At 72.3% G+C, this 22,554-nt stretch carries 18 protein-coding genes and 1 pseudogene; 5 read left to right on the forward strand and 14 right to left on the reverse strand.

The genetic code is table 11. The features are described from left to right. Positions 1-172 precede the first annotated feature (172 nt). Positions 173-1,321 carry a PP2C family protein-serine/threonine phosphatase gene (locus ACIF80_RS18320; protein WP_399805691.1) on the forward strand — a complete coding sequence of 383 codons (1,149 nt, stop codon included), beginning with the start codon at positions 173-175 and terminating at the stop codon, positions 1,319-1,321. A gap of 66 nt (positions 1,322-1,387) precedes the next feature. Here ACIF80_RS18320 and ACIF80_RS18325 read toward each other — a convergent pair whose 3' ends face one another. From ACIF80_RS18325 to ACIF80_RS18335, 3 genes are read right to left on the reverse strand one after another with little or no spacing between them, the layout of a single operon-like run. Beyond that, a complete protein-coding gene (locus ACIF80_RS18325; protein WP_399805693.1) occupies positions 1,388-2,812 on the reverse strand; it encodes a sugar porter family MFS transporter in 1,425 nt (474 codons plus the stop codon). Beyond that, positions 2,809-4,242, reverse strand: coding sequence for a glucose-6-phosphate dehydrogenase (locus ACIF80_RS18330; RefSeq protein ID WP_399805695.1), 1,434 nt, complete (start codon positions 4,240-4,242; stop codon positions 2,809-2,811). The genes ACIF80_RS18325 and ACIF80_RS18330 overlap by 4 nt, the downstream gene beginning before the upstream one ends. Next, positions 4,239-5,084: an SMP-30/gluconolactonase/LRE family protein gene (locus ACIF80_RS18335; protein WP_399805697.1), complete on the reverse strand. Its 846-nt coding sequence runs from the start codon at positions 5,082-5,084 to the stop codon at positions 4,239-4,241. The genes ACIF80_RS18330 and ACIF80_RS18335 overlap by 4 nt, the downstream gene beginning before the upstream one ends. 191 nt (positions 5,085-5,275) lie before the next feature. On the opposite strand from ACIF80_RS18335, the gene ACIF80_RS18340 reads away from it, so the two are divergent. Beyond that, positions 5,276-6,523 (forward strand): aromatic acid exporter family protein, encoded by a 1,248-nt coding sequence (locus tag ACIF80_RS18340; RefSeq protein ID WP_399805699.1) that lies wholly within the window; start codon positions 5,276-5,278, stop codon positions 6,521-6,523. A gap of 260 nt (positions 6,524-6,783) precedes the next feature. Next, entirely contained in the window at positions 6,784-7,206 is a 423-nt protein-coding gene (locus tag ACIF80_RS18345; RefSeq protein WP_399805701.1) for a DUF3151 domain-containing protein, read from the forward strand. 29 nt (positions 7,207-7,235) lie between these two features. On the opposite strand, the gene ACIF80_RS18350 is transcribed toward ACIF80_RS18345, so the two are convergent. The 7 genes from ACIF80_RS18350 to ACIF80_RS18380 form a co-directional block, all read right to left on the reverse strand. Beyond that, on the reverse strand, positions 7,236-8,753 hold the full coding sequence (locus tag ACIF80_RS18350) for an MFS transporter (RefSeq protein WP_399805703.1): 1,518 nt from the start codon (positions 8,751-8,753) through the stop codon (positions 7,236-7,238). Positions 8,754-8,874: 121 nt separating this feature from the next. Further along, positions 8,875-9,906 (reverse strand): class II fructose-bisphosphate aldolase, encoded by a 1,032-nt coding sequence (fbaA, locus tag ACIF80_RS18355; RefSeq protein WP_399805705.1) that lies wholly within the window; start codon positions 9,904-9,906, stop codon positions 8,875-8,877. Between the two features lie 249 nt (positions 9,907-10,155). Then, positions 10,156-10,704 (reverse strand): orotate phosphoribosyltransferase, encoded by a 549-nt coding sequence (pyrE, locus tag ACIF80_RS18360; RefSeq protein WP_399805707.1) that lies wholly within the window; start codon positions 10,702-10,704, stop codon positions 10,156-10,158. A 58-nt stretch (positions 10,705-10,762) separates the two neighbouring features. Further along, on the reverse strand, positions 10,763-11,560 hold the full coding sequence (locus ACIF80_RS18365) for an aldose 1-epimerase (RefSeq protein ID WP_399805708.1): 798 nt from the start codon (positions 11,558-11,560) through the stop codon (positions 10,763-10,765). Positions 11,561-11,632: 72 nt separating this feature from the next. Beyond that, positions 11,633-12,601, reverse strand: coding sequence for an SRPBCC domain-containing protein (locus ACIF80_RS18370; RefSeq protein WP_399805710.1), 969 nt, complete (start codon positions 12,599-12,601; stop codon positions 11,633-11,635). Positions 12,602-12,744: 143 nt separating this feature from the next. Beyond that, on the reverse strand, positions 12,745-14,460 hold the full coding sequence (locus tag ACIF80_RS18375; RefSeq protein WP_399805712.1) for a polyamine aminopropyltransferase: 1,716 nt from the start codon (positions 14,458-14,460) through the stop codon (positions 12,745-12,747). Positions 14,461-14,602: 142 nt separating this feature from the next. Further along, positions 14,603-15,121, reverse strand: coding sequence for a DUF2617 family protein (locus ACIF80_RS18380; protein WP_399805714.1), 519 nt, complete (start codon positions 15,119-15,121; stop codon positions 14,603-14,605). 823 nt (positions 15,122-15,944) lie between these two features. Between ACIF80_RS18380 and ACIF80_RS18385 the strand changes: the two genes are divergently transcribed. Then, positions 15,945-17,135 carry a pyridoxal phosphate-dependent aminotransferase gene (locus ACIF80_RS18385; protein ID WP_399805716.1) on the forward strand — a complete coding sequence of 397 codons (1,191 nt, stop codon included), beginning with the start codon at positions 15,945-15,947 and terminating at the stop codon, positions 17,133-17,135. A gap of 222 nt (positions 17,136-17,357) precedes the next feature. On the opposite strand, the gene ACIF80_RS18390 is transcribed toward ACIF80_RS18385, so the two are convergent. The 3 genes from ACIF80_RS18390 to ACIF80_RS18400 all read right to left on the reverse strand — a co-directional run bounded on the left by ACIF80_RS18390 (position 17,358) and on the right by ACIF80_RS18400 (position 21,194). Then, on the reverse strand, positions 17,358-18,104 hold the full coding sequence (locus tag ACIF80_RS18390; RefSeq protein ID WP_399805718.1) for a UPF0158 family protein: 747 nt from the start codon (positions 18,102-18,104) through the stop codon (positions 17,358-17,360). Positions 18,105-18,225: 121 nt separating this feature from the next. Continuing rightward, positions 18,226-20,313 carry a hypothetical protein gene (locus tag ACIF80_RS18395; RefSeq protein ID WP_399805720.1) on the reverse strand — a complete coding sequence of 696 codons (2,088 nt, stop codon included), beginning with the start codon at positions 20,311-20,313 and terminating at the stop codon, positions 18,226-18,228. A 326-nt stretch (positions 20,314-20,639) separates the two neighbouring features. Beyond that, on the reverse strand, positions 20,640-21,194 hold the full coding sequence (locus ACIF80_RS18400; RefSeq protein WP_399805721.1) for a Uma2 family endonuclease: 555 nt from the start codon (positions 21,192-21,194) through the stop codon (positions 20,640-20,642). Positions 21,195-21,356: 162 nt separating this feature from the next. On the opposite strand from ACIF80_RS18400, the pseudogene ACIF80_RS18405 reads away from it, so the two are divergent. After that, positions 21,357-21,797: pseudogene (locus ACIF80_RS18405) on the forward strand (aminotransferase class I/II-fold pyridoxal phosphate-dependent enzyme); the annotation flags it as partial. A 144-nt stretch (positions 21,798-21,941) separates the two neighbouring features. Here ACIF80_RS18405 and ACIF80_RS18410 read toward each other — a convergent pair. Then, a complete protein-coding gene (locus ACIF80_RS18410; protein WP_399805723.1) occupies positions 21,942-22,472 on the reverse strand; it encodes a YbjN domain-containing protein in 531 nt (176 codons plus the stop codon). Positions 22,473-22,554: the final 82 nt, after the last annotated feature.

Below are 22,554 nucleotides of genomic sequence, written 5' to 3' on the forward strand. Positions count from 1 at the left end.
GGGGGCGAGTCGTGGGGATGCGCAAGGGAACGCGCTCCGGGAAGACCCCGGCCGCCGGGCCCGGTCCGCGCTCGCGGAGATCTTCGGGTCGCCGTCGCCGGGAGCATGCCAGAGACTGGGGCACAGCCGGACCGGCACCGACGAAACGACCACCTCAGGAACGCGGAAGCGCATGCGAAACGGGCGCAGAGAAGCGGGGGAGCCCGAGCAACGGCTCCGATGGCTGCCCGCCGCACTGCTCGCGATCGCCTTCGTCCTCGACCTGGTCTTCTTGAACAACGTCAGCACGTTCCCCCTGCTCGCGGCTGCCCCCGTCCTGGCCGCGCCGATCCTCTCCCTGCGCGGGACGATCGCCACCGGCGTGGCGGCGAACGCCGTCGGGCTCGCCCTGGTGGACCTGGAGAGAGAGCCGACCCGCACCGACATCACCGCGTTCACCAGCCTGGTCGTGCTCACCGTCATCGCGGCGGGCCTCAATGTGCTGCTGGCACGCGACCGGCAGCAGCTGAGGACGAGCCGCGAGGTGGCGGCGGCGGTGCAGCGCGCGGTGCTGCCGGACCCGCCGCACCGGGTGGGACGGCTGACCGTGGCCTCCCGGTACGAGGTCGCCCACAAGGAGGCAGCCATTGGCGGTGACCTCTTCGCGATCCACGGGACACCGCACGGCATCCGCATGCTCATCGCCGATGTGCGCGGCAAGGGACTGGAGGCGGTCCGTACGGTCAACGCCCTGCTGGGATCGTTCCGTGAGGCCTGCCTCCACCAGCCGGATCTGCCGGGTGTCGTCCGGCAACTGGAGGACCGGATGCGGGCCGGCATCGAGGAGGCGAGCGGTGCGGAGACCGAGTCGTTCGCCACGGCCGTCATCGCGGAAATCCCCTCCGACTACTCCGTGCTCCGCATCGCCAACCGGGGCCACGAGGCGCCCCTGCTGGTCCACGACGGCAAGGCGAGCCCGCTGGAACCGGCCACGCCGTCCCTGCCCCTGGGCCTGGGCGCCCTCGGCGGCGACGAGGTCCCGGTCGACCGGTTCGACCTGCCCGTCGGCGCCACCTTGGTGCTCTTCACCGACGGCATCGACGAAGCCCGCGACACGGACGGTGTCTTCTTCGACCCCGTTCCGGTGCTGTCCCGGCACTTCCCACCCGATCCCGAGGTGGTCCTCGACACCGTGCTCTCCGCCGTCTCCCGGCACACCGGGGGCGCGCTGCAGGACGACGCCGCGCTCTTCGCCGTCACCCTGGGCCCGGACACCGCCGCCCCGGACACGAGCACCGGTACCGGCACCGCTACGGAGCCCGGCCGGCGGCACAGCGCGTGACCCGCGGCGCGCCACCACGGTCGCGGCCCCGCACCCGACCGCGGCCCCGCGCCACCACGGCTCGTTTCACGCCGCCGGTGCGTTCCACCGGCGGCGCAGGTCCTCGCCCACCTCGTCGGCGTGCCGGCCGCGCGTCTCGGGGACCCACTTGGCGACGAACGCCGTCCCTGCGGCACAGACCACGGCGAAGATCCAGAAGGTCGGCCCGTGCCCGATGACCGAGATGAGGGGAAGGAACACCAGGCTCACCACGAAGTTCGAGAGCCAGTTCACGGTGGACCCCGCGCTGGATCCCTCGGCCCGCTGGGCAGGGGGGAAGAGTTCACCGAGCATGACCCAGAAGACCGGGCCCATGCCGACCCCGAACGCCACGATGTACAGCATCATGAACACGAGCATCAGCACCGGGGCCAGATCCGCGGAGAACGCCACCCCGAGCAGCGCGATGGAGATCCCCATCCCCACGAGGGAGAAGAGCAGCAGGGGACGACGGCCGATCCGGTCGACGAGGTAGACGGAGACCACGGTGACGATCACGTTCACGACGCCGATGAAGACCGAGTAGTAGATGGACCGCGCCGCGGACAGGCCGGCCTCGCCCATGATCGTCGGCGCGTAGTAGAGGATCGTGTTGATCCCGCAGAACTGCTGGAGCGCGGCCAGGATCACGCCGACCAGCAGCGCGGGGCGCACCGCCGGAGCCCAGAGCGCCCGCACGCCTCCCGGCCCGCTTCTGGACGGGCCCCCGTCCTGCTCGCCGGCGCGGCCGGTGTCGTCGAAGCGTGAGACGACGAGGTCCGCGCCACCCGGTTCGGTGACCTTGTCGAGCGTCCTGCGGGCCCGGTCCGTCCTGCCGTGGTTGATCTGCCACACCGGGGATTCGGGCAGCCACAGACACACCAGGACGAGGAGCGCGGACGGAATGCCTCCGACCCAGAACATCCCGCGCCACTGCCCGGACCCGGCGAAGGCCCAGTTCACCAGGTAGGAGGCGAGCAGGCCGATGGTGACCAGCAGCTGGTTGAGGCCGAGGACGCGGCCCCGGATCTGGGCCGGGGCCATCTCCCCCAGATAGGTCGGCACCGTGGCCGACACCCCGCCGACGGCCAGGCCCAGGATGACGCGGCCGAGCAGCAGCATCCAGTAGCCGCCCGCGAGGGCGGCGGTGACGATCCCGAGGAAGAACAGCACACCGAGGCCGGCGAGGAGGGGCCGCCGTCCGTAGCGGTCCGCGATCCTTCCGCTGACCAGCGCGCCGACGACCGCGCCGAGCAGCAGGACGCTGACCACGGAGCTCTGCTGGAAGGAGTTGAGGCCGAAGTCCTCGCGGATGAACAGCAGGGCGCCGGAGATGATCCCGGTGTCGAAGCCGAAGAGGAAGCTGCCGATGGTGATGGACATCGCCCATCTGCGGACGGTGCGCTCTCCCTGCGGAGTGAGGTCGACGAAGTTGCTCTCCGCGGTGGGGCGCGTGTTCAACGGTTCACTCATGTCACCCGGTCCTCCCAGGTGGTGGGGCCGGCGCTCCCTGCCGGGTAGTCGTCGAGGGGCACCCGGCCCTCGCGCCACGCGTCCAGCACCGGCTCGACGATGCGCCAGGACTCGACCGACATGTCGTCGCGCACCGACAGCGGCTTCTCGTCCTCGAGGACGCCCCGGAGCACCTCGCCGTACTCGAACAGCTCGCCGGGGCCGAAGCGCGTCTCGAGCGTCACCGGGGTCAGGGTCGACGGATCGCCCGGCCCGTTGATGTTGATGTCCAGCTGGAGGCGGCCGGCGCCGAGGCCGATCCGCAGCCGGTTGCGCAGGACGTCGCCGGCGAGCCCGGCGGGGACCCGCTGGGCGTCCTTGAACCAGAACGTGACCTCCTGCCGGGGCGAGCCGATGGCCTTGCCCGACCGGACGCGGAACGGCACCCCGGCCCACCGCCAGGTGTCGACCGCGAACACGACCTCCGCCAGGGTCTCCGTGCCGAGGGCGGGGTCGACGCCCGGCTCGTCGACGTACGACGGGAAGGAACGGCCGTCGACCGAGCCGGCGGTGTAGCGGGCGCGACGGCTGAACCCCTCGGGGTCGTCGTCCCAGACCCGGGTCGCGCGCAGCACCTGCGCCTTCGCGTCCCGCACGTCGAGCTGTTCCAGCGTGCTCGGCGGGGACATCGCCACCAGCGCCAGCACCTGGAGCAGATGGCTCTGGAGCATGTCGCGCAGGGCGCCCGTGCCGTCGTAGAAACCGGCCCGGCCCTCGAGGCCGAGCGTCTCGTCGAAGACGATGTCGATCTTCTCGACGTGTTCCGAGGTCAGCAGCGGCTCGATCACCCGGTTGGCGAACCGGACGCCGAGGATGTTCAGCACGGTCGACATGCCGAGGAAGTGGTCGACGCGGTGGACGTGGCTCTCCGGCACGAACCCGTGCAGCAGATCGTTCAGCGCGGCCGCACTGGCCGCGTCCGTGCCGAAGGGCTTCTCGAGCACCAGACGCGTACCGTCCGGCACGCCGATCCGGGACAGCGCACGGCAGGCCTCGACGGTGACCGCGGGCGGCAGCGCGAAGTACAGGGTGAGACGGCCCCGGCGGCCCTCCAGGAGGCGGCGCAGGCCACCCTCGTCGGTGGCGTCCGCGGCCACGTAGCGCGCGTCGCGGACGACGGCGTCGACGGCGGGCCCGCCCGCCCCTCCCGCCGCGAACGCCTCCGCGACGACCGTCCGCCACTCCTCGTCGCTCCCCTCCCCGCTGTCGCAGCCGACGAGGAAAAGGCCGGTCAGCGAGGACGCGGCGATCAGGCCGCCCAGACCCGGCAGGAGCAGCCGGGACGTCAGGTCTCCGCGCGCACCGAAGACGAGCAGCGTCTGGGTCCGGTCGTCGCCCGTACCGTCCGCGCCGTCCGCGCGGGCTTCGGCGGGGACGTCGGCGGTGCTCATCCGGCGAACTCCCGTACCGGCACGCCCCGGACACCGGGCACGCAGGTGAACAGCGCTCCCGCGGCCGGTTCGGCATCGGGTGGGAGGTGTTCGCGCGAGGTCGTGACGAACAGCCGGCCGAGCTCCGGCCCGCCGAAGGTACACGCCGTCACCTTGGTGACCGGGAGGCCCACGACCTCGTCGAGGGTGCCGTCCGGCGTGTACCGGAGCACCGCGCCACCGTCGTACAGGGCGACCCACACGCCGCCCTCCGCGTCGACCGTCAGCCCGTCCGGATTCCCGGGCCCGGGAATGACGGCGAACGGGCGCCGTCCGGTCAGCCCGCGCTCACGGTCGTAGTCGAACACGTCGACGCGGCCCGTCCCCGTGTCGACGTAGTACGCGCGATCGCCGTCGGGGCTCCACTCCAGGCCGTTGGAAATCGTCACGGCGCCGAGGACGGTGGCCGTCGAGCCGTCGGGGTCCAGGCGGTGCAGCGCGCCGGCGCCCCGCCGGGCGCCGTACTCCATGGAACCGCAGTAGAACCGCCCGTCCGGATCGCAGCCCCCCTCGTTCATACGCACGCGCTCGTCACTCCACAGGGGGTCCAAGATGGTCACCTTTCCGTCCGGGTCCTCGAGGGCGAAGCCGCGTTCGACTCCGAGTACGGCACCGCCCCCTCGTCTGGGGCGGACCGCGGCGACCACGGTGTCGATGTGCCGCCGTGCCACTGTTCCGTCGGGGGCGAGCGACAGCACGTCTCCCGCCAGCATGTCCAGCCACCGGAGGCCGCCCCAGGCGTCCGACCAGACGGGTCCCTCGCCGTGGTAGGTGAGGACTTCGGTCAGTTGCTCGACCTTCATCGCCGTCGCCCCCTCTCGGCCGGCGCGGTCACGGGCATGGTTCGCCGGAGCTTCCCGGCACCGGGTGGGCCGGACGGCCGGCTGGCATCATGAGCAGGGTGAGCGCGCTGCGGTCCCGCACAGCAGCCCGCACGGAAACCCGCGGAGCAGCCCGTGGAGCAGCGCTCGGGCCGGCCCGCGGAGCCCGTGCGGTGGCGCAGTGGGTGACGTCGCGCTTCTCCGTCGGCGGCCGCCGGATCACTCTGGACGTGTGGCTGCTCCTCCAGGTGACCGCCAGTGCCGCGGCGGCGTGGCTGGTGGCCCGCTACGTGTTCGACCACCCCACGCCGTACTTCGCCCCCATCGCGGCGACGATCGCGCTGACCGAGAACCTCGGCGAACGCGGCCTGCACGCGATCCGGCTCCTCCTCGGCGTGATCCTCGGTCTGCTGGTCGGCCAGCTCGTGCTCGCCACTCTGGGGACCGGCCCCGGTGCGATGGCCTTCGCCGTCTTCGTCTCGCTCGCGGCCGCACGCGCCGTGCGCAGCCCGCAGACCGTCGTCGTCCAGTCCGCGGTGACCGCCATCCTCGTGGTGGCGGTGGGCGACGAGGCGAACGGTTTCCAGCGTCTGGTGGACGTGCTGACCGGCGCGGGCATCGCCCTCGTGTTCTCGCAGCTCCTCTTCCCGCCCGAGCCACTGGCCCTGCTGCGCCGCGCCGAAACGGCGGCACTCGGTGCGATCTCCGGCGGTCTCGCCACCCTGGCCGACGCCATCGACCGGGACGACGACGGTCTCGCCGCGCAGTCGGTCGGGGAACTCCGCGAGGTACTGGACCATCTGGTGGAGCTGCGCCGGGTCCGCCGGACCGACATGCGGGTCACCCGCCGTGCGCCGACGTGGCGGGCGAAGGTCGTCGTGCGCGAGAAGGAGAACGCGGAACACCTCGACCTGCTGGGTGCCAGCTCCTTCATGCTCGCGCGCCTCGTCGCCTCGGCCGGCTCCGACAGCCGTGCCCGGCTGCAGCGGCCGGTGCGCGAACTGACGGACGTCATCGCCTCGCTGGCCGACGCGCTCGACGACCGCGACGTACGCCAGCGGGCCGCCGACCGCGCACTGGCGCTCGCGACCCGGATCACGACGGACACAGAGGCTGCCGGGGCCGCCGGCTCCACGAGGCCCGCGGAGTCCACGGAGTCCACGGAGTCCACGGAACCGGCCGAAGCGGTGGACCCCGCGGCCTCGGACCGTACGTTCCTGGCCTACAGCCTCCGCACGGTCGCGACCGACGTCATCGCGTTCGCCGGTGTCGACCTCGCCGACGCACTCGAGGCGATCCGCACCGGAGCGCTGGACCGGCGCGTGGCCCCCACCCGACGGCCGCCCGGCCGGCTCGGCCGCTGGGCGCAACGCCTCCGGGACAGGGCCCGTCGGTCGTCCGTCCGGAAAGAGCCGTCCTGAGAGAGGCCGCGAGAGCTCGGGCATGACCATCCCGTCCTGAGGAGGAGACCGGTGGTGGGGCCGGCGCCAGGACCAGGGGCGGGGACCAGTGGTGCCCTCGGGTGAGGAGCGGTCGCGGGACCGGTCGCACCCCGGTGGCGAACCGGCCGGCTGACGGTACGGGGCCGCCACCGGTCCGATGGTCACCCGGGCCCCGCTCGCCCGCATCTCCAGCGCACGGTCCCGGCGGAACGCACCCCGCCAGGTGGCAGACTGGCGTCATGACCACTCAGAAGAACCTGCTCGGCGGCCCGGACCCGACACATCTGCCGGCGAACGAGGAGGCGTACCGCCTGCTCGGTGAGGAATCCCTGCCGCCCGCCGAGGTGGTGGCGAAGTTCCCGACGTTCTCGCTGGCCTGGGCCATGCTCGCCGACGACGCCTTCGAGGCGGGGCGAGTGGTCGAGTCGTACGCGTACGCCCGGACGGGCTACCACCGCGGGCTCGACTCGTTGCGCCGTTCCGGCTGGAAGGGCCACGGACCGATCCCGTGGAGCCACCGCGCCAACCGTGGTTTCCTGCGCTGCCTCGCCGCCCTCGCCCGCGCCGCCGAGGCGATCGACGAGAAGGACGAGGCGGAGCGCTGCAAGCAGTTCCTCCAGGACAGCAGCGCCGAGGCGTACGAGGAGCTGAAGCGGGCCTAGGGCCTGCGCCAGGGCCTGCCCTCGGGGGCTCAGGTTCCGGGCTGCCGGGGTTCGGGCGGTCGCGTTTCACGTGAAACACCACCGTCCGGCCCCACTCCGACCTCGGGTTCCAGCGGGGGCACGGCCACGCTGCCGTGCGTACGGCATTCGGGGCGGCGGCAGCCCGGCGCGGGACGCCGTACGGTCGCGAAGGCGATGGCCGAGCCGGCCACCAGGACGGCGGCGCACAGCACCATCGCCCGGCCGAACGCCTCGTCGAAGGCGTCCGGCACCCGGTACGCCTCCGGCCCCATCCCGACGAGCAGCGGCAGCGCGGCCACCGCCACCAGGCCGGCCGCGCGGGCCGCCGCGTTGTTGACACCGCTGGCCAGGCCCGCCCGCGCGGTGTCCACGGCCGCCAGGACGGTCGCGGTCAGCGGCGCCACCAGGGTGACCATGCCGAGGCCCAGCACCAGCAGCGCGGGCAGCACATCGGTGAGGTACGAGGCGCCCGGCCCCACCCGCCTCATCAGCAGCATCCCGGCCGCGCACAGCAGCGGTCCGACGGTGAGCGGGATGCGCGGCCCGATCCGGTCGGCGAGCTCGCCGGAGCGGGCGGAGAGCAGCAGCATCAGCACGGTCGTGGGCAGCAGCGCCGTACCGGCGGCGAGCGCGGACCAGCCGACGGCGACCTGGAGCTGGAGCGCGGCCAGGAAGAAGAAACCGCCGAACGCCGCGTACACGCACAGGGTCACCACGTTGATCACCGTGAACTGGCGGGACGCGAAGATGTCCAGCGGCATCATCGGGTGCGGCCGGCGCTTCTCGACGAGCACGAAGGCCACGGCCGCGACCAGTCCTGCGACCCCGGCGGCCACAACCGCGAGGGAGCCGTCACCGGCCTCGATCAGCGCATACGTCACCAGGGCGAGGGCGAGCGCGCCGAGCACCGCGCCGAGCACGTCGAAGCGGCCGGGGGCCCGCTCCCCGCTGTCCGACTCCGGTACGTGACGGACGGCGATCGGGGCGCACAGCACGGCGAGCGGCACGTTGATCAGGAACACCCAGCGCCAGCCCGGCCCGTCCACCAGCCAGCCGCCCAGGAACGGGCCGACCGCCGCGCCGATCCCGCCGAAGCCGGACCACAGGCCCACCGCCCGGCCCCGGTCGTCGGGATGGAAGGAGGCCTGGATCAGGGCGAGGGAACCGGGCGTGAGCAGCGCGCCGCCGATCCCCTGCAGGGCACGGGCGGCGATCAGCACACCGGCGTTCGGCGCGATACCGCACAGCAGGGAGGCCGTGGCGAACCACAGCACCCCGACCACGAACACCTTCCGGCGCCCGAACCGGTCGCCCAGCGCCCCGCCCAGCAGGATCAGGCCGGCCAGCGTGACCATGTACGCGTTGACCGTCCACTGGAGGGCGGCGAGGTCCGCGTCGAGATCGCGGCCGATGCGCGGCAGGGCGACGTTGACGACGGTGGAGTCCAGCATGGCCATGCTCGAACCGAGCACCGTGGTGAGCAGGATCCACTTGCCCTGCGGTGAGGCCAGCCGGACACCGGGCATGCTCGGAGCATACGGAAGCGGGCCGAGCCCGGCACCCCCTGCGCACGCGCCGCAACGGGTGCGGACGGACGTGACGGGCGGGGTGCCGGGCTCGGCTGCGCGCTACCGATGAGCCGCCGGGTTACTTGATCTTCGTACCCGTGGAGCGCAGGTGCTGGCAGGCCTCCAGGACGCGGGCGGCCATCGACGCCTCGGCCAGCTTGCCCCAGGTGCGCGGGTCGTAGGTCTTCTTGGAGCCGACCTCGCCGTCGACCTTCAGGACGCCGTCGTAGTTCTTGAGCATGTGGTCGGCGACCGGACGGGTGAAGGCGTACTGCGTGTCCGTGTCGATGTTCATCTTCACGACGCCGTTCTCCAGCGCGGTGAGGATCTCCTCCGGCGAGGAGCCCGAGCCGCCGTGGAAGACGAAGTCGAACGGCTGCGAGCCGGCCGGCTTGCCGTACTTGGCGGCGGTGCCCTCGTTCAGCTCCTTGAGCAGCTCCGGGCGCAGGACGACGTTGCCCGGCTTGTACACGCCGTGCACGTTGCCGAAGGACGCGGCCAGCAGGTAGCGGCCCTTCTCGCCGAGGCCGAGCGCCTCCGCGGTGCGGATCGCGTCGTCGACCGTGGTGTAGAGGGAGTCGTTGATCTCGTGCGAGACGCCGTCCTCCTCACCGCCGGTCGGGGTGATCTCGACCTCGAGGATGATCTTCGCGGCGCGGGCGCGCTCCAGAAGCTCCTGGGCGATGCTCAGGTTGTCGGCCAGGGTCTCCGCGGAGCCGTCCCACATGTGGGACTGGAACAGCGGGTTGCGGCCGCCCTTGACGCGCTCCTCCGAGATCGCGAGCAGCGGACGGACGTAGCCGTCGAGCTTGTCCTTCGGGCAGTGGTCCGTGTGCAGGGCGATGTTGACGTCGTACTTCTCGGCGACGATGTGCGCGAACTCGGCCAGGGCGACCGAACCGGTCACCATCTCCTTCTTGTGCTGACCGCCCAGGAACTCGGCGCCGCCCGTGGAGATCTGCACGATGCCGTCGCTCTCCGCCTCGGCGAAGCCGCGCAGTGCCGCGTGCAGGGTCTGGGACGAGGTGACGTTGATGGCCGGGTAGGCGAACTTTCCTGCCTTCGCCCGGTCCAGCATCTCGTTGTAGACCTCGGGAGTTGCGATGGGCATCTGTCCGCTCCTTATGCAAGCGCGTACGGGTTGGCGTACTGCGTACTGTCGGCCCTGACCTGGAACCTTGGATGCGACGTCATTGTCGGGGCCATCTTCCCAGACTTGTCCCGTCCGTCGACGGCGCCGGTCGAGTCGTTATGCGGGGGTTGCCGAGGGGGCCGGAACACGGGCCCCGGGGGCCGGGACACCGGCCGGCGGTGTGGGCGCCGGGGGCCGGGGGCCGGCCGGTGCGGTGGTGCCGGCCGGTCAGTCCAGGCCGAGCTCGTCCTTGCCGAAGGCGAACAGGTACGGCACCCCGGCGCCCTCCTGGATCTTCTCGGCGGCGCCGGTCGCCCGGTCCACGATGGTCGCGACGGCCACGACCTCGCCGCCGGCCTCACGCACGGCCTCGACGGCGGTGAGCGGGGAGCTGCCGGTGGTGGAGGTGTCCTCGACGACCAGGACCCGGCGGCCTCTGATGTCCGGGCCCTCCACCCGCCGCTGCATGCCGTGCGCCTTGGCCGCCTTGCGGACCACGAACGCGTCCAGCCGCTGCCCGCGCGCCGCGGCGGCGTGCAGCATGGCGCCGGCCACCGGGTCCGCGCCCATGGTGAGGCCGCCGACCGCGTCGAAGTCCAGCTCGGCGGTGAGGTCCAGCAGCACCTGGCCGACCAGCGGGGCGGCCTCTCCGTCGAGGGTGACGCGGCGCAGATCGACGTAGTAGTCGGCCTCGAGCCCCGAGGAGAGGGTCACCTTGCCGTGCACCACGGCCTTGTCCTTGATCTGCTGCAGCAGCGCGCCACGTACGTCACTCATGGCAGCCAGGGTAGACGGCGCCGGGGGATGCCCCACAGGGCATGCCCCGGGCTGCCGTCTAGAGCCGCCGCCAGGTCCAGGTGGTCGTGGCCTCCAGCGGCTCCAGCGGGGTGACCAGACGCGAATGGGTGTTCAGCCCGTCGGGCGGCCCGGTCTGCGGCTCCACGCAGACGGCCTCGGGCTGCTCGTCGTAGATCACCACCCACTCCTCGCGGCTGGCCACCTTCAGCTCCAGCTGCCCCGGCCAGGTGAGGGTGACGTCGACTCCGTCGGGCATGCCGAAGCAGTCGTCCCAGGGGCCGGGGCGGGGGTCGACCCGGTTGCCGGTGGGCAGGTGGTCGTCGCCGCGCTCCTCCTGCCAGGCGGCGGTGAAGTCGAGGCGTACGTCCTGGGCGTCCGCGCCGCCGAGGCTGCGGTTGAACCAGGGGTGCCAGCCGAGCTGCGCCGGAAAGGACGAATCGTAGGTCTCCACGGCCATGGTCAGCGTCAGCGCGTCCTCGCCGAGCGTGAACTGCTGCGTCACCCGCCCGGGGTACGGCCACGGCTCCACGAGGTCGTACGTGAGCACGACCTCGTCGGCGCTCTTGCGGGCGGTGCGCCAGGCGGCGTCACGGGCGGTGCCGTGGATGGCGTGGGGCGGGGCGTTCAGCGGCAGCTGGTGGACGGTCGCCCCGTTCCGGAACCGGCCGTCCCTGATCCGCCCGCACCAGGGGACCATCGGGAAGCACCCGAAACGGTCGCCCTGCCGCAGCAGTTCCACTCCCCCGACCCGCAGTCCTGAGACCCGCCCGCCGTTGCCCGGCCGTACGGTCACCTCCGCGTCGCCCGCGGTCAGCGTGATGTCTTCGTCACTCACGGGACGACCCTACTGGGGTGATCAAGGATGCCCCCGCCGGTCGGGCCGGCCCCGCCGCCCGGATACGGCTCTTCAGCCGCGCCTGCGGAGGGCCCGCACCGCGACGATCGCCGAGGCCACCGCCAGGGCGGCCGCCGGGGCGGCCCAGCGCAGCGGGGTGGAGGCGGAGACGGTCTGGGGGGCGGGGACGGGCGCGTAGCGGCCCCGGGGCGGGGCGTGGTCCACCTCTTCGGCACTGCGGCCGATCATGGTGCGGCGCGCGTGCGCGGCCTCGGCGACGGCGCCCTCGTCGGCGTCGTCCTCCCCGGCCTCCTCGCCCACCGGCCCGTCCACGGTCTCGTCCACGTCGTCCACGTCGTCCGGCAGCCCGGGTTCGAGGGACGGCAGGGGGATCTCCGCGTCGAAGACGGAGGGAACCGAGGGCGGCTCCGGGGCGGAGGGCTCCTCCGAGGAAGGCGTTCCCTCGCCGGGCGCCGCCTCGTCGGTCGTCGCCTCGTCGGTCGTCGCCTTGTCGGGTGCCGCCTCGTCGGGTGCCGCCTCGTCGGGTGCCGCCCGCTCGGGCGTCTCCTCCCCGGAGTTCTCCCCCGCTGTTGTCCCCGTCGTCGTCCCCGCCGTGGTGGCCGCGGTCGTCCCCAGATTCGCCGCGAAGCGGTTCAGCAGGCGGGCCACCGCCGAGGCCACCGCCTCCGGCGGCAGCTCCGTGACCCGGCCGTCGGCCGTCGCCGTGCCGTCGACGGCGAGCGTGGCGCCGCCCTCCGTGTCCCGCAGGCTCAGCCGCAGCGCCAGCTTCACGCCGCCGGTGCCGCGGGCCTCGGCGGCGTCGCCCTCGACGGCGTAGGAACCGTCGTCCCGCCGGGTCACCCGGACGGCGCCCCGGTAGGTGATGGAATGGCTGCCGATGCGGACCTTCAGCCGGCCGGCGACCGGATCGGCTCCGGCGTCGTGCTGGAGCCCCGGCACCGCGCGGGCGACCCGTGCGGGATCGTCCAGCGCCTCCCTGAGCCGCTCCACCGGAACCGGAACGAACACCTCGTGCTCCATGACTGCGGAGCCTACCCACGGGAACGCCGGACTGTACCCCCGTCGGCACGAAAGGCGCAGCGGGCACGGCTCGGACACGGGTCCGGGTGGACACGGGTCCGGGTGGACACGGGTCCGGGTGGACGCGGGTCGGCGGTCGTGGCTCACCGCGCGTACCGGGGGTGGATCAGCGTCGACGGCGGGAGGCCGGGGACGCGGGTGCGCTCGGCGGCCCGCGCGCCGACGGCGAGGGAGCCGTCGGTGAGGGTGCGCGGGCGGGGGCCGGACGGGTCCAGGCGCAGCTCGGGGTCCGTGCGGGCGGCGAGGACGAAGCCCCGGTCGCGCAGGGCGCGGGTGGTGTCCGCCGGGGAGCGGGCGGGCCCGGTGACGAGACCGGCCGGCCGGCCGCCCGTGCCGTAGGGGGCCGTGCGGAAGCCGGCCGAGCGGAGCGTCGACTCCACCGTCCAGTACGCCTCGGGCCGGGACGTCACCGGCCCCGCGTGCACCACGAGCCGTCCCTCGGGGGCGAGCACGCGCCGGGCCAGGCCGTAGAACTCCTGCGAGTACAGCTTGGTGCTCGCGGTGATCTCCGGGTGCGGCAGGTCGGACACCACCACGTCGTACGCGGCCGGGGGTGCCCCGCGCAGCCAGTCGAAGGCGTCCTCGGTGGTGACGCGTACGCGCGGGTCGTCGAGGGCGTGGCCGTTCAGCGCGGACAGGGCGGGGTCGCGGCGGGCCAGCCGCACCACGCCCGCGTCGAGTTCGACGACGTCGACCCGCCGCACACCGGGGTGGCGCAGCACTTCGCGGGCGGTCAGCCCGTCGCCGCCGCCGAGGACGAGCACGCGCTCGTGCGAGCCGGTCATGGCGGGGTGCACCAGGGCCTCGTGATACCGGAGTCCGTCCCGGCTGCTGACCCGGAGCCGGCCGTCGAGGAACAGCCCGAGGGACCGGCCGTCCCGGTCGCCGGTGAGCACCACCTCCTGTACGTCGGTCCGCAGGGCCACCCGGACGTCCGAGCCGTACATGGCGTGGCGGGCGGCCCGTTCGAAGTCGTCGACGAGGATGGTGGCCGAGGCGAGGACGGTCAGCACGGAGAGGTTGGCCACGATCAGCAGCCGGCGTGCGCGGCGGGTGAGGTCCTGCCGGAACAGGCCGAGCACCAGTGCGCCGCCGACCACCGTGTTGACCGCGCCGGTGATCAGCGTGCCCGTCAGCTGGCCGAGGAACGGCAGGAGGAGGAACGGGAAGGCGAGCCCGCCGACGAGGGCGCCGACGTAGTCCGCGGCGAACAGGTCGGCCACCGCGCCGCCCGCGTCCTGGCGGCGGATCCGCTGGATCAGCTCCATCAGGAGCGGCACCTCGGCCCCGATCAGCAGGCCGACGGCGAGCGAGAAGACGACCAGCAGGACAGGGGGCCCGTACGCCCACGGGCCGCCCCAGCCGCCGGTCCAGGCGAAGACGGCGTACAGGGCCATCGCGCTGCATCCGCCGACGAGGGCGAGGGCGGCCTCGACGGCGCCGAAGCCGGCCGCCGCGTGCCGCCGCAGCCGCTTGGCGGCCAGCGAGCCGATCCCCATGGCGAAGACCATGACGGACAGCACGACCGACGCCTGGGTGACCGAGTCACCCATCAGGTACGCCGCGAGTGCGACGAGTTCGAGTTCGTACACCAGTCCACAGGCCGCGCACACGAACACACCCGCGAGCACCAGGAACCGCCCGGTGCCCTGCCGCACGGGCAGCCGCAGCGAACTGCCCGAGCCGTCACCTCCGCCGCGACCCTCACCACTGCCGCCACCGCTACTGCCGCTGCCGCCGCGCAGTCTGTCTCGGGGGCGCGCGGAGCCGGGCGGAGCGGGGGCCTGCGGTTCGATCACTCTGCGACGTTACGTCACGCCTCCACTGCGGATCGTCACCCACACGTGTGATGTTTGTTTACCGTTGACCGCCGTTGGTACAACAGGGAAACCTCGCGCGGGTCACCGACGGGACGCCACTCGTACGGCAGTCACACGGCACTCACACGGCCGCTTTCACCCGCACGCCCACCCGTGTCCGGGTCGCCACCACCTGGCCGTCCTGCGGATAGGCGTGCCAGGTCCGCCAGTGGACCTGGCTCCCCTGGCGCTGGGCGAGCATCGCGGTGAACGCGTGCGGGCTTCCGGGGAACACGCCGGTGAGACCGTGCGGATGGTCGGAGACCAGGGCGAGCAGTTCCTGCGCGCGGCCCGCGAAGGAGCCCGGGGAGAGCATCTCCACGCGGGCGGCGAACTCGTACTCCCAGTCGCCCACGCGGGTGGCGACACCCAGCGGAAGGGGCGTTCTGCGGCCCCGGATGCACGCGACGGTCTCCGAACAGACGCCCTGCTCCTCCTCCAGCAGCACCTGGTGGGACGCGCCGAGGAGCCTCAACTGGACTTTGGCCCCCGTCAGCTCGAGGTCGAGTGTGGCCAGCGCGGGCAGCGGCTCGCACCCCAGGGCCCAGGCGAGGTCGGCCGCACGCGTGTCGGTGTAGGCGGTGGTCAGGGTCGTGAGCATGGAACGGCTCCGCAAGCGCGCATGGAGAAGGGGCGGGGAGAAGGAATGCGGGCGTTCGTTACGACCCGGCCGTACCGGGAGTTCGGCCCGCCAACCCGGTCGGCCGGTCGGACGAGGTCCGCAGGAGGTCCGAGGGCTGTGCTGGTGATGGAGAGGAAACCATGAACTATGGTGCCCCCACAGCATTTTTACCCAACTTCATGTGATTTCCATCCCCTCGGGGGCCCCTCAGATCACCTGTTCAAGGAGGCGAGCCTGGCGCGCACCTGGCGCGCGTCCGGTGCTCACCTGGCGCATGCGCGGCGCGTACCCGCCGCCCGTCCGCCGCTGAACGCGACAGCCGAACACGACGGCCGAACGCGACGGTGGGGCCCGCGTGAGCGCAGACCCCACCGTCTCCGGGGCGGATACCCCGGCAGCCCCCGTCAGCTGCCTCCCCCGTCAGCTGCCTCCCCCGCCACATCCGCCGCCGCCCCCGCACGACGAGCCGCCCCCGCAGGACGAGCCGCCGGAGCTTCCCCCGCCTCCGTCGCCGCTGTCCGCCCACCAGCTGCCGCCGCCCCCGCCTCCGTCGCCGCTCCCCTTGCCGGCGCGACGCGTCCCGCCGGTGGGACGACTCCGTCCCGCCCTCGCCAAGCCGAGCGCCCCCGCGAAGACCAGGGCCAGAATGATGCCGATGACCATGACGTCACCGTCCTTTCGCTCCCCCGTGATGCACTCGAAGCGACCCCCGTGGGCGCCTCGCTCACGCGTGTGGACGGGAGATGCCCGATGCCCGCACGGCCCAAAGCAGAGTTGAGCAACTCCAGAGGTTCGGCGCAGGATGACCGGCATGACCTCCAGCGCGCGTCCCCTCCTGAACCGCCGGCTCGCCGAGTTCGGGACCACGATCTTCGCCGAGATGTCCGCCCTGGCCCTGCGCACCGGCGCCATCAACCTGGGCCAGGGCTTCCCGGACACCGACGGCCCCGAGGAGGTCAGGGAGGCGGCGGTGCGGGCGCTGCGGGACGGCCGCGGCAACCAGTACCCGCCCGGCCCCGGCATCCCCGAACTGCGCACCGCGATCGCCGCGCACCAGCAGCGCCGCTACGGCCTCACCCTCGACCCCGACACGGAGGTCCTGGTCACCGCGGGCGCCACCGAGGCGATCGCCGCGTCGCTGCTCGCCCTGCTGGAGCCGGGCGACGAGGTGGTCGCCCTGGAGCCGTACTACGACTCGTACGCGGCGTGCATCGCGATGGCGGGCGCCACGCGCGTGCCGGTCACCCTGCGCCCCCGTGAGGGCCGCTTCCACCTCGACCTCGACGAACTGCGCGACGCCGTCACCGACCGCACCCGCCTGCTGCTGCTCAACACCCCCCACAACCCGACCGGCACCGTCCTCACCCGCGAGGAGCTGACCGCGATCGCCGAGCTGGCGGTGGAGCGCGACCTGCTGGTGGTGACGGACGAGGTGTACGAGCACCTGGTCTTCGACGACGCCGAACACGTACCCCTCGCGACCTTCCCGGGCATGCGGGACCGCACGGTCACCATCTCGAGCGCCGGCAAGACCTTCTCGTTCACCGGCTGGAAGGTCGGCTGGGTTACCGGCGCCCCCGATCTCGTCGCCGCCGTCCGCTCGGCCAAGCAGTTCCTGACGTATGTCGCCTCCGGGCCCTTCCAATACGCCGTGGCCGAGGCCCTGCGCCTGCCCGACTCCTACTTCGCGGACTTCCGCGCGAACATGCTGGCCAAACGGGACCTGCTCGCGGGCGGCCTGGAGCGGGCGGGCTTCAAGGTCTTCCGCCCGGCCGGCACGTACTTCATCACCACCGACATCCGGCCCCTTGGTGAGAACGACGGTTTCACCTTCTGCCGTGCGCTGCCGGAGCGCTGCGGGGTGGTCGCGATCCCCAACGCGGTCTTCTACGACCACCGTGAGCAGGGCGCACCCTTTGTTCGCTTCGCGTTCTGCAAGCGGACAGGCGTACTGGAGGAGGCGGCCTCCCGACTCAAGACGCTGGCTGCCTGACAGCCACAGCCGTACCAGCAAATGTACCGGCCACACGGCCTGGTTGCTCCGAGCCGCCGCGCACCCGCACTCGACTGCCGCCTGGTCGACCGGGACGCCGGTGATCGGCAGTCGTATCACGCAGCCCGCCTGTCGGCGGACACACTTCCCTCAGCGATCAACCGGCGACGCCAGGCCCGGTGACAGCGCCCCCGGATCATGCAGGACAGGGGCAGCAAAGAGTCATACCGGCCCCGAAGGATACGAACCCGAGCTGGGCTCTACGAAGAAGGTGATGTGCGGGCAGTAGCCCTCCTCGGCCAGCCAGGCGCGGGCCCGGCCGCGCTGCCGCTCATCGCAGAACCGGTGGTACCGGCTCCAGGAGCGCTCGTCACCAGCGAGGACGTCCTTGAAGCGCCGGAAGACGCCCCGCCCACCGATGGCGATCCGCAGCCTGTCGGCAAGGGCGGCGTCCTCGACCTCTTCGATGAACAGCTCCATGTCCCGGTACCCGGCCCGGGACCCCAGAGCCGGCACGTACAGCCATCGCTCGGAATCGTCGTCCTCCTCGGCCCCGGGCCCAGGCCCCAGCTCATCGGTGAAGGCAGGCCAGCACTCCCCGGTGGTCAGATCGATCCGGCCACCGGACTCGGCCGGGTCGCCCTCCAGCAGCATGGCGAGCATCTCCAGATCGACCGCGAGCGGGCGCAGGAGGGGGATCGCCGCGTCTCCCGTGGCCGCGCGCAACCGGTCCGCCAGCTCCCCATCGCCCCGGAAGCCGCGCTCCTGGAGCGCGCCGAGAAACAAGGCCGCCATCTCCGCAGCCCCCGGCAGGCCCTGCGCCGCGGCCCCGGCCACACCATCGCCGGCCAGCTGCAACACCTCACGCACGGGTCCACGACGCAACGCCGCAAGCAACGCCACTCCGTCCTGCGCGTGGAGCGCGCCACGCAGGGCCCGCAGCCCGTCCTCGCCCCATCCCTCAACCACGACCCCGACGGTAGCGCGCCACCGAGGACGTACGACGCCGGGACCCATCGGTTTCCCTCCGCCCGGCTCCGTGCCAGTGCCAGCGCACCCGGCGCCTGGGGGGGCAGACGGTGTTGCCCGGTCAGCGGCGCCGCTTGCGGCCGCTCTTGCCTGAGGAGCGCCGAGCCTTCCGGGCGCGACCGACGCGGGCGCCGTGGGTACCCAGTGCCCGGGCCGCCAGCTGCCTGAGCTCTTCGAGTCCGGCCCGGTCCGGGTGCGCGGAGTCCAGTGCGGCGGCAACCGCTTCCCTGGCCTGGGAGCCCTGGGTGCGCAGCGCCTCCTCGGCGCCGTCCCGGCCGCCCGCCAGCTCCACAAGCTGAAGCAGGCTCTCGGCGAGCACCAGCAGATACTCGGCATCGGTCATGTCCTCGGGGGGCAGCAGTTCACGCTGAGCCAGTGCGTTCAGCGCCAACGGCGCCAGCTGTGTGTCTCGCCGCAGCGTGCGCAGCAGTCGCTCGCCCTCGCCGTCCGGCAACGCCACCTGCAGTACGTCGAGCATCGCCTGCGCACGTGCGCGGAAGGCCATGGTCCCTACAGCGTCCGTCAGTTGCTGCAGAGCGGCATCCCGCTCCCCGCGGGCCGAAAGCCAGCCGGCCAGCTCCGTGCTGGCGGTATCCGGGTCGTAGTCCTCGGCCAGCGCCCCCAGCAGACCGGCCGCCGGTACCTGAGCCAGCTCACCGACCAGCGGTGCGTCCCGGCCGGCCGCCAGCAGCCGCTGCCGTACGGCCCGGGTGCCCAGTTCGGTGAGACGGATGAGCTCCACCGGCCCTGCCGTCAGCTCTTCACGCCGGGCATCGGCGCGCTCCTGCGGCGCCGGATCCGCTGCCGCCCCCGCAACACCCAGCAGTTCCGCAAGCTCCGGCGGCATGTCCGCGGGCAGTTCGGGTCCAGCCTCGGAGAGATCGACGTCCAGGAACACCGGGTCGGCCATCCCACGGTCACGCTTGATCGCCCCCAGGTCGTCCAGCATGGCGAGTACCGTGCGCAGGTCCCGGTCGGCGTGCTCGAACCACATCCGGTGCCGGAGGTCCGATCCGCTGTCCAGCTGGAAGCGGGCCCGGTAGGCCAGGTGCACGGAGTCGCGCAGCCGCGGCCAGGGCATCGGGTACGGCAGGCTGTAGAGCGTGTTCAGCACATCCTCCAGCACGTCCTCGTACGCATCGAACAGCATCGACTCGACGTGCCAGCCGCTGCGCGCCCCGATCAGGGCCTGCCGCAGCTCGAAGCACGCGTCGAAGGCGCGCAACCACAGCTGAAGCGGGTCGGCCAGCACCGGCCGGGCCCTGGCCACCGCGTACAACCGCCCCTTGGCCACCCGGACCAGCCGCGCCTTCTTCGCCCACTCCACCAGCAGCCCCAGCCGCGGCAGGTCGGCCGAAGATCGCACGCCCTCGGTCTTGTCGCCGGTGCTCAGCGCATCCACCAGCTCGCGGGCATCCGCCATCCGCAGCCGTCCCGTTCCCGTCACCGCCCGGCCGTCGCGCCCCGCCCACTGGGCGAGCCCGCGCAACTGCGACACGATCGCCGACACCTCGGCCCGTCGTCGCAATTCGTTGTCCGTGGGGAGCGTCACGGGCAGCTGTGGTTCGGCCCGGGCCGAACCGGACGGCGCGCGGCCGGTCAGCCGTTGCTCCATGATCGCGTCGAGGGTCTGCTGATCGTAGGCGACCTCCCCGCGCTGTGCCCGGTCCGCGAAGCGCTGCAACGCCGCCCCGTCCCGGATGTCCACGCCCTGCTCGGCGGCTGTCGTCATCCAGTACTTCGCCAGGCCCCAGCGGGTGCGGTCCGCCATCGCCACCGGGTACTGTTCCGCAGCCGCGTCGACCGCGGCGAGGGAGTCCTCAAGTACGGGGCCGCGCGGGTCCGCCAACTGCATGGCGTGCAGATAGCGCAGCAGTGTGCGCAGTGTGCCCGGGGCGTCGCCGCGTTCCTCCCCGGGGAGTTCGGTGACCTGCCGGGGAAGCCAGGAGAGGAGCAGCTCTTCCACGTGCCGCGGCTCCCACCATCCGAGTCGGCCATCGACAGTCGCCCGGTGCCGGTACTCCAGCGTCGCCTCGGCCAGGAAAGCGTCCACCGGCAGACCCTGCTCCCCGGCCCACCGGACCAGCCGGTCGACCAGCAGTCCACACGCCGCCTCGAAGTCCTCATCGGCCTCGGGTTCGATCCGCATCCGCATGAAATTCGTCCAGCCTGTCCGCAGCAGTCCTTGCCGTACCACGCTATCGCCGAACCGGGGCCGACAAACCCGGCCGAGGACGAGCGGCCCGCTGCCTCAACGGCACTACGTGGTGGTTGACGCCCGCAGCAAACGCGGCTTCGAACTTCGTTTCCCCAAACCGGACTTCGCCGTACGGACTCGCGGCACAGAACGGTCCGCTTCCCTGGCCGACCCCGATCGACGAAAGGGCGGGGCCCAGCCGGCTGCCCGGACCAGGAACGACCAGGTCCGATGACAGCGGTGCCAACGGCACGGGCCCGGCGCACCGGAGTCCGTCGTCAGCGGGCGTCCGCCTCGGGCTCGGGGCGCGGGAGTTCGTCGAGGTCGAGGGTGAAGGTGCGGCCGTCGGCCAGGGGGATGGGGAGCTTGCCCGTCCCGTACTTGTGGGTGTGTGCCGCGATGTAACCGGTGGCGGTCGGCTGGGTGTGGAGGACGACTTCCTGGGCGTAGGGGTCCACAACCAAGTAGATGGGGATGCCGTAACGGCCGTACTTCGCGGTGCAGTCGTCGTAGTCCTTGCGTGCGGAGGAGGTCGAGACGACCTCGGAGATCAGCAGGACGTCCTCGAAGCTGTAGCGCTTGCCTTCCCGGCGGGCGTCCTCGCGAAGGATTGCCAGATCGGGGGCGGAGTTCTCGTCGGCGGGGAAGTCGATGTAGACGTCCGAGGCGGTCTTCGCGTGGCGTCCGAGGGACACGACCGTGTCGTACTGCATCGACTTGATCGTGCTGGAGTGCTCGAAGCTTTGCGGAGTCATGATCACCTTTCCGTCAGCTCCGAACAGGACCGTGTACCCCTCGGGGAACTCGGTGTGCATGATCGCGTCGACGCTCATGGACGGCTCCTTCCCGTGTGGGGTCAGGATACGGCGGACAGCGCCGTGTCACCGAGCCCGGCGTTACGGCTGTGAGATCAGGCGGGACAGGCTCCGCGGCCGCCACAGCTCCGTCGTCATGGAGCTTGCCGCGTGGCACGCGAATAGGCGTACGAACAAGGTGTCGGCTGGGTGACGGGAGCACCCGGACTGGTGACGGCGGTCCGCTCGGCGAAGCAGTACCTGACGTACGTCTCCGCGGGCCCGTTCCAGTACGCGGTCGCCGAGGCACTCGCCCTGCCGGAGTCGTACTACACCGAGCTCCGCGCGGACCTGCGCGCCAAACGGGACCTGCTGTCGACGGGCCTGACGGAAGCGGGCTTCGACGTCCTCCGGCCGGCCGGAACATACTTCCTCACCGCCGACATCCGCCCGCTCGGCGAAACCGACGGCGAAGCCTTCTGCCGCGCCCTCCCGGAACGCGCCGGTGTCGTCGCCATCCCCACCTCGGTCTTCTACGACCACCGGGAGGCAGGCGCTCCGTACATCCGTTTCGCCTTCTGCAAGCGGAAGAGCGTATTGGAGGAGGCGGCCTCCCGGCTGCGGGCGGTGGGACAGCGGTAGGCGAACCCCCGGGTGACGCGCCCACGGGAGCGCCTCGGGCGGCGGGCCCGGGGGAAACCGAAGGAGCCCGGATCCGGGTGACCTCTGAGGTCGGTCCGGAGCCGGGCTCCTTCGCGTGTGCGCGGGCGGGAGGCGGAGGGCTTCCTACTCGTCGTCCTCGGGCTTCTCCGCGTCGTCGATCTCCTGCTCCAGGCCGAGCTGCTCGACGAGCCACTTGTCGAACTCGATCGCGGCCCGCACCCAGCTGACCGTCGACGAGACGAAGTGCTCCAGGCTGACGCCCGTGCCGATCAGCATCTGGGCCTCGCCGATGAGGCGGACGGTGCCGTCGTCATGGGTGTGGGTGTAGACCTTGGGCCACAGGGTGCGGCGGTTCCAGTCGTCGATCGACTCGAGGAGCTGCTGCTTCTCCTCGATGCCGTGCGGCCGGTCGTAGAACGTCCGCACGGAGAAGATCTGCTGGTCACCCTCCCCACGGAACATGAAGTAGGTACGGAACTGCTCCCACGGCGCCGCGAGGTCTCCCTCGTCGTCGACGACGTACTTGAGCTCCATCTGGTCGAGGAGCTGCTTCACGAGGTCCTGATCCGGGACGACGGGGCCCGCGGGGCCCTGGGGCTGCGGCTCCGGCTGCTGGCCCCCGAAGCTAGGAATCGAGGACGGGTCGATGGACATCTGGGACTCTCCTGCGGTCGTCTGGCGTCCGGCCGTGGATGGGACCAGACGTATGTCCCACCCTCTCTCTCTTGGCACGTGC

The sequence above is a fragment of the Streptomyces sp. NPDC085927 genome, assembly GCF_044540975.1.
Classification (GTDB): Bacteria; Actinomycetota; Actinomycetes; order Streptomycetales; family Streptomycetaceae; genus Streptomyces; species Streptomyces hirsutus.

Coding starts and splice junctions, on each gene's coding strand:
- ACIF80_RS18320 (WP_399805691.1), top strand. CDS start 173: ATGCGAAACGGGCGCAGAGAAGCGGGGGAGCCCGAGCAACGGCTCCGA.
- ACIF80_RS18325 (WP_399805693.1), bottom strand. CDS start 2,812: ATGAGTGAACCGTTGAACACGCGCCCCACCGCGGAGAGCAACTTCGTC.
- ACIF80_RS18330 (WP_399805695.1), bottom strand. CDS start 4,242: ATGAGCACCGCCGACGTCCCCGCCGAAGCCCGCGCGGACGGCGCGGAC.
- ACIF80_RS18335 (WP_399805697.1), bottom strand. CDS start 5,084: ATGAAGGTCGAGCAACTGACCGAAGTCCTCACCTACCACGGCGAGGGA.
- ACIF80_RS18345 (WP_399805701.1), top strand. CDS start 6,784: ATGACCACTCAGAAGAACCTGCTCGGCGGCCCGGACCCGACACATCTG.
- ACIF80_RS18350 (WP_399805703.1), bottom strand. CDS start 8,753: ATGCCCGGTGTCCGGCTGGCCTCACCGCAGGGCAAGTGGATCCTGCTC.
- fbaA (WP_399805705.1), bottom strand. CDS start 9,906: ATGCCCATCGCAACTCCCGAGGTCTACAACGAGATGCTGGACCGGGCG.
- pyrE (WP_399805707.1), bottom strand. CDS start 10,704: ATGAGTGACGTACGTGGCGCGCTGCTGCAGCAGATCAAGGACAAGGCC.
- ACIF80_RS18370 (WP_399805710.1), bottom strand. CDS start 12,601: ATGGAGCACGAGGTGTTCGTTCCGGTTCCGGTGGAGCGGCTCAGGGAG.
- ACIF80_RS18380 (WP_399805714.1), bottom strand. CDS start 15,121: ATGCTCACGACCCTGACCACCGCCTACACCGACACGCGTGCGGCCGAC.
- ACIF80_RS18385 (WP_399805716.1), top strand. CDS start 15,945: ATGACCGGCATGACCTCCAGCGCGCGTCCCCTCCTGAACCGCCGGCTC.
- ACIF80_RS18395 (WP_399805720.1), bottom strand. CDS start 20,313: ATGCGGATCGAACCCGAGGCCGATGAGGACTTCGAGGCGGCGTGTGGA.
- ACIF80_RS18400 (WP_399805721.1), bottom strand. CDS start 21,194: ATGAGCGTCGACGCGATCATGCACACCGAGTTCCCCGAGGGGTACACG.
- ACIF80_RS18410 (WP_399805723.1), bottom strand. CDS start 22,472: ATGTCCATCGACCCGTCCTCGATTCCTAGCTTCGGGGGCCAGCAGCCG.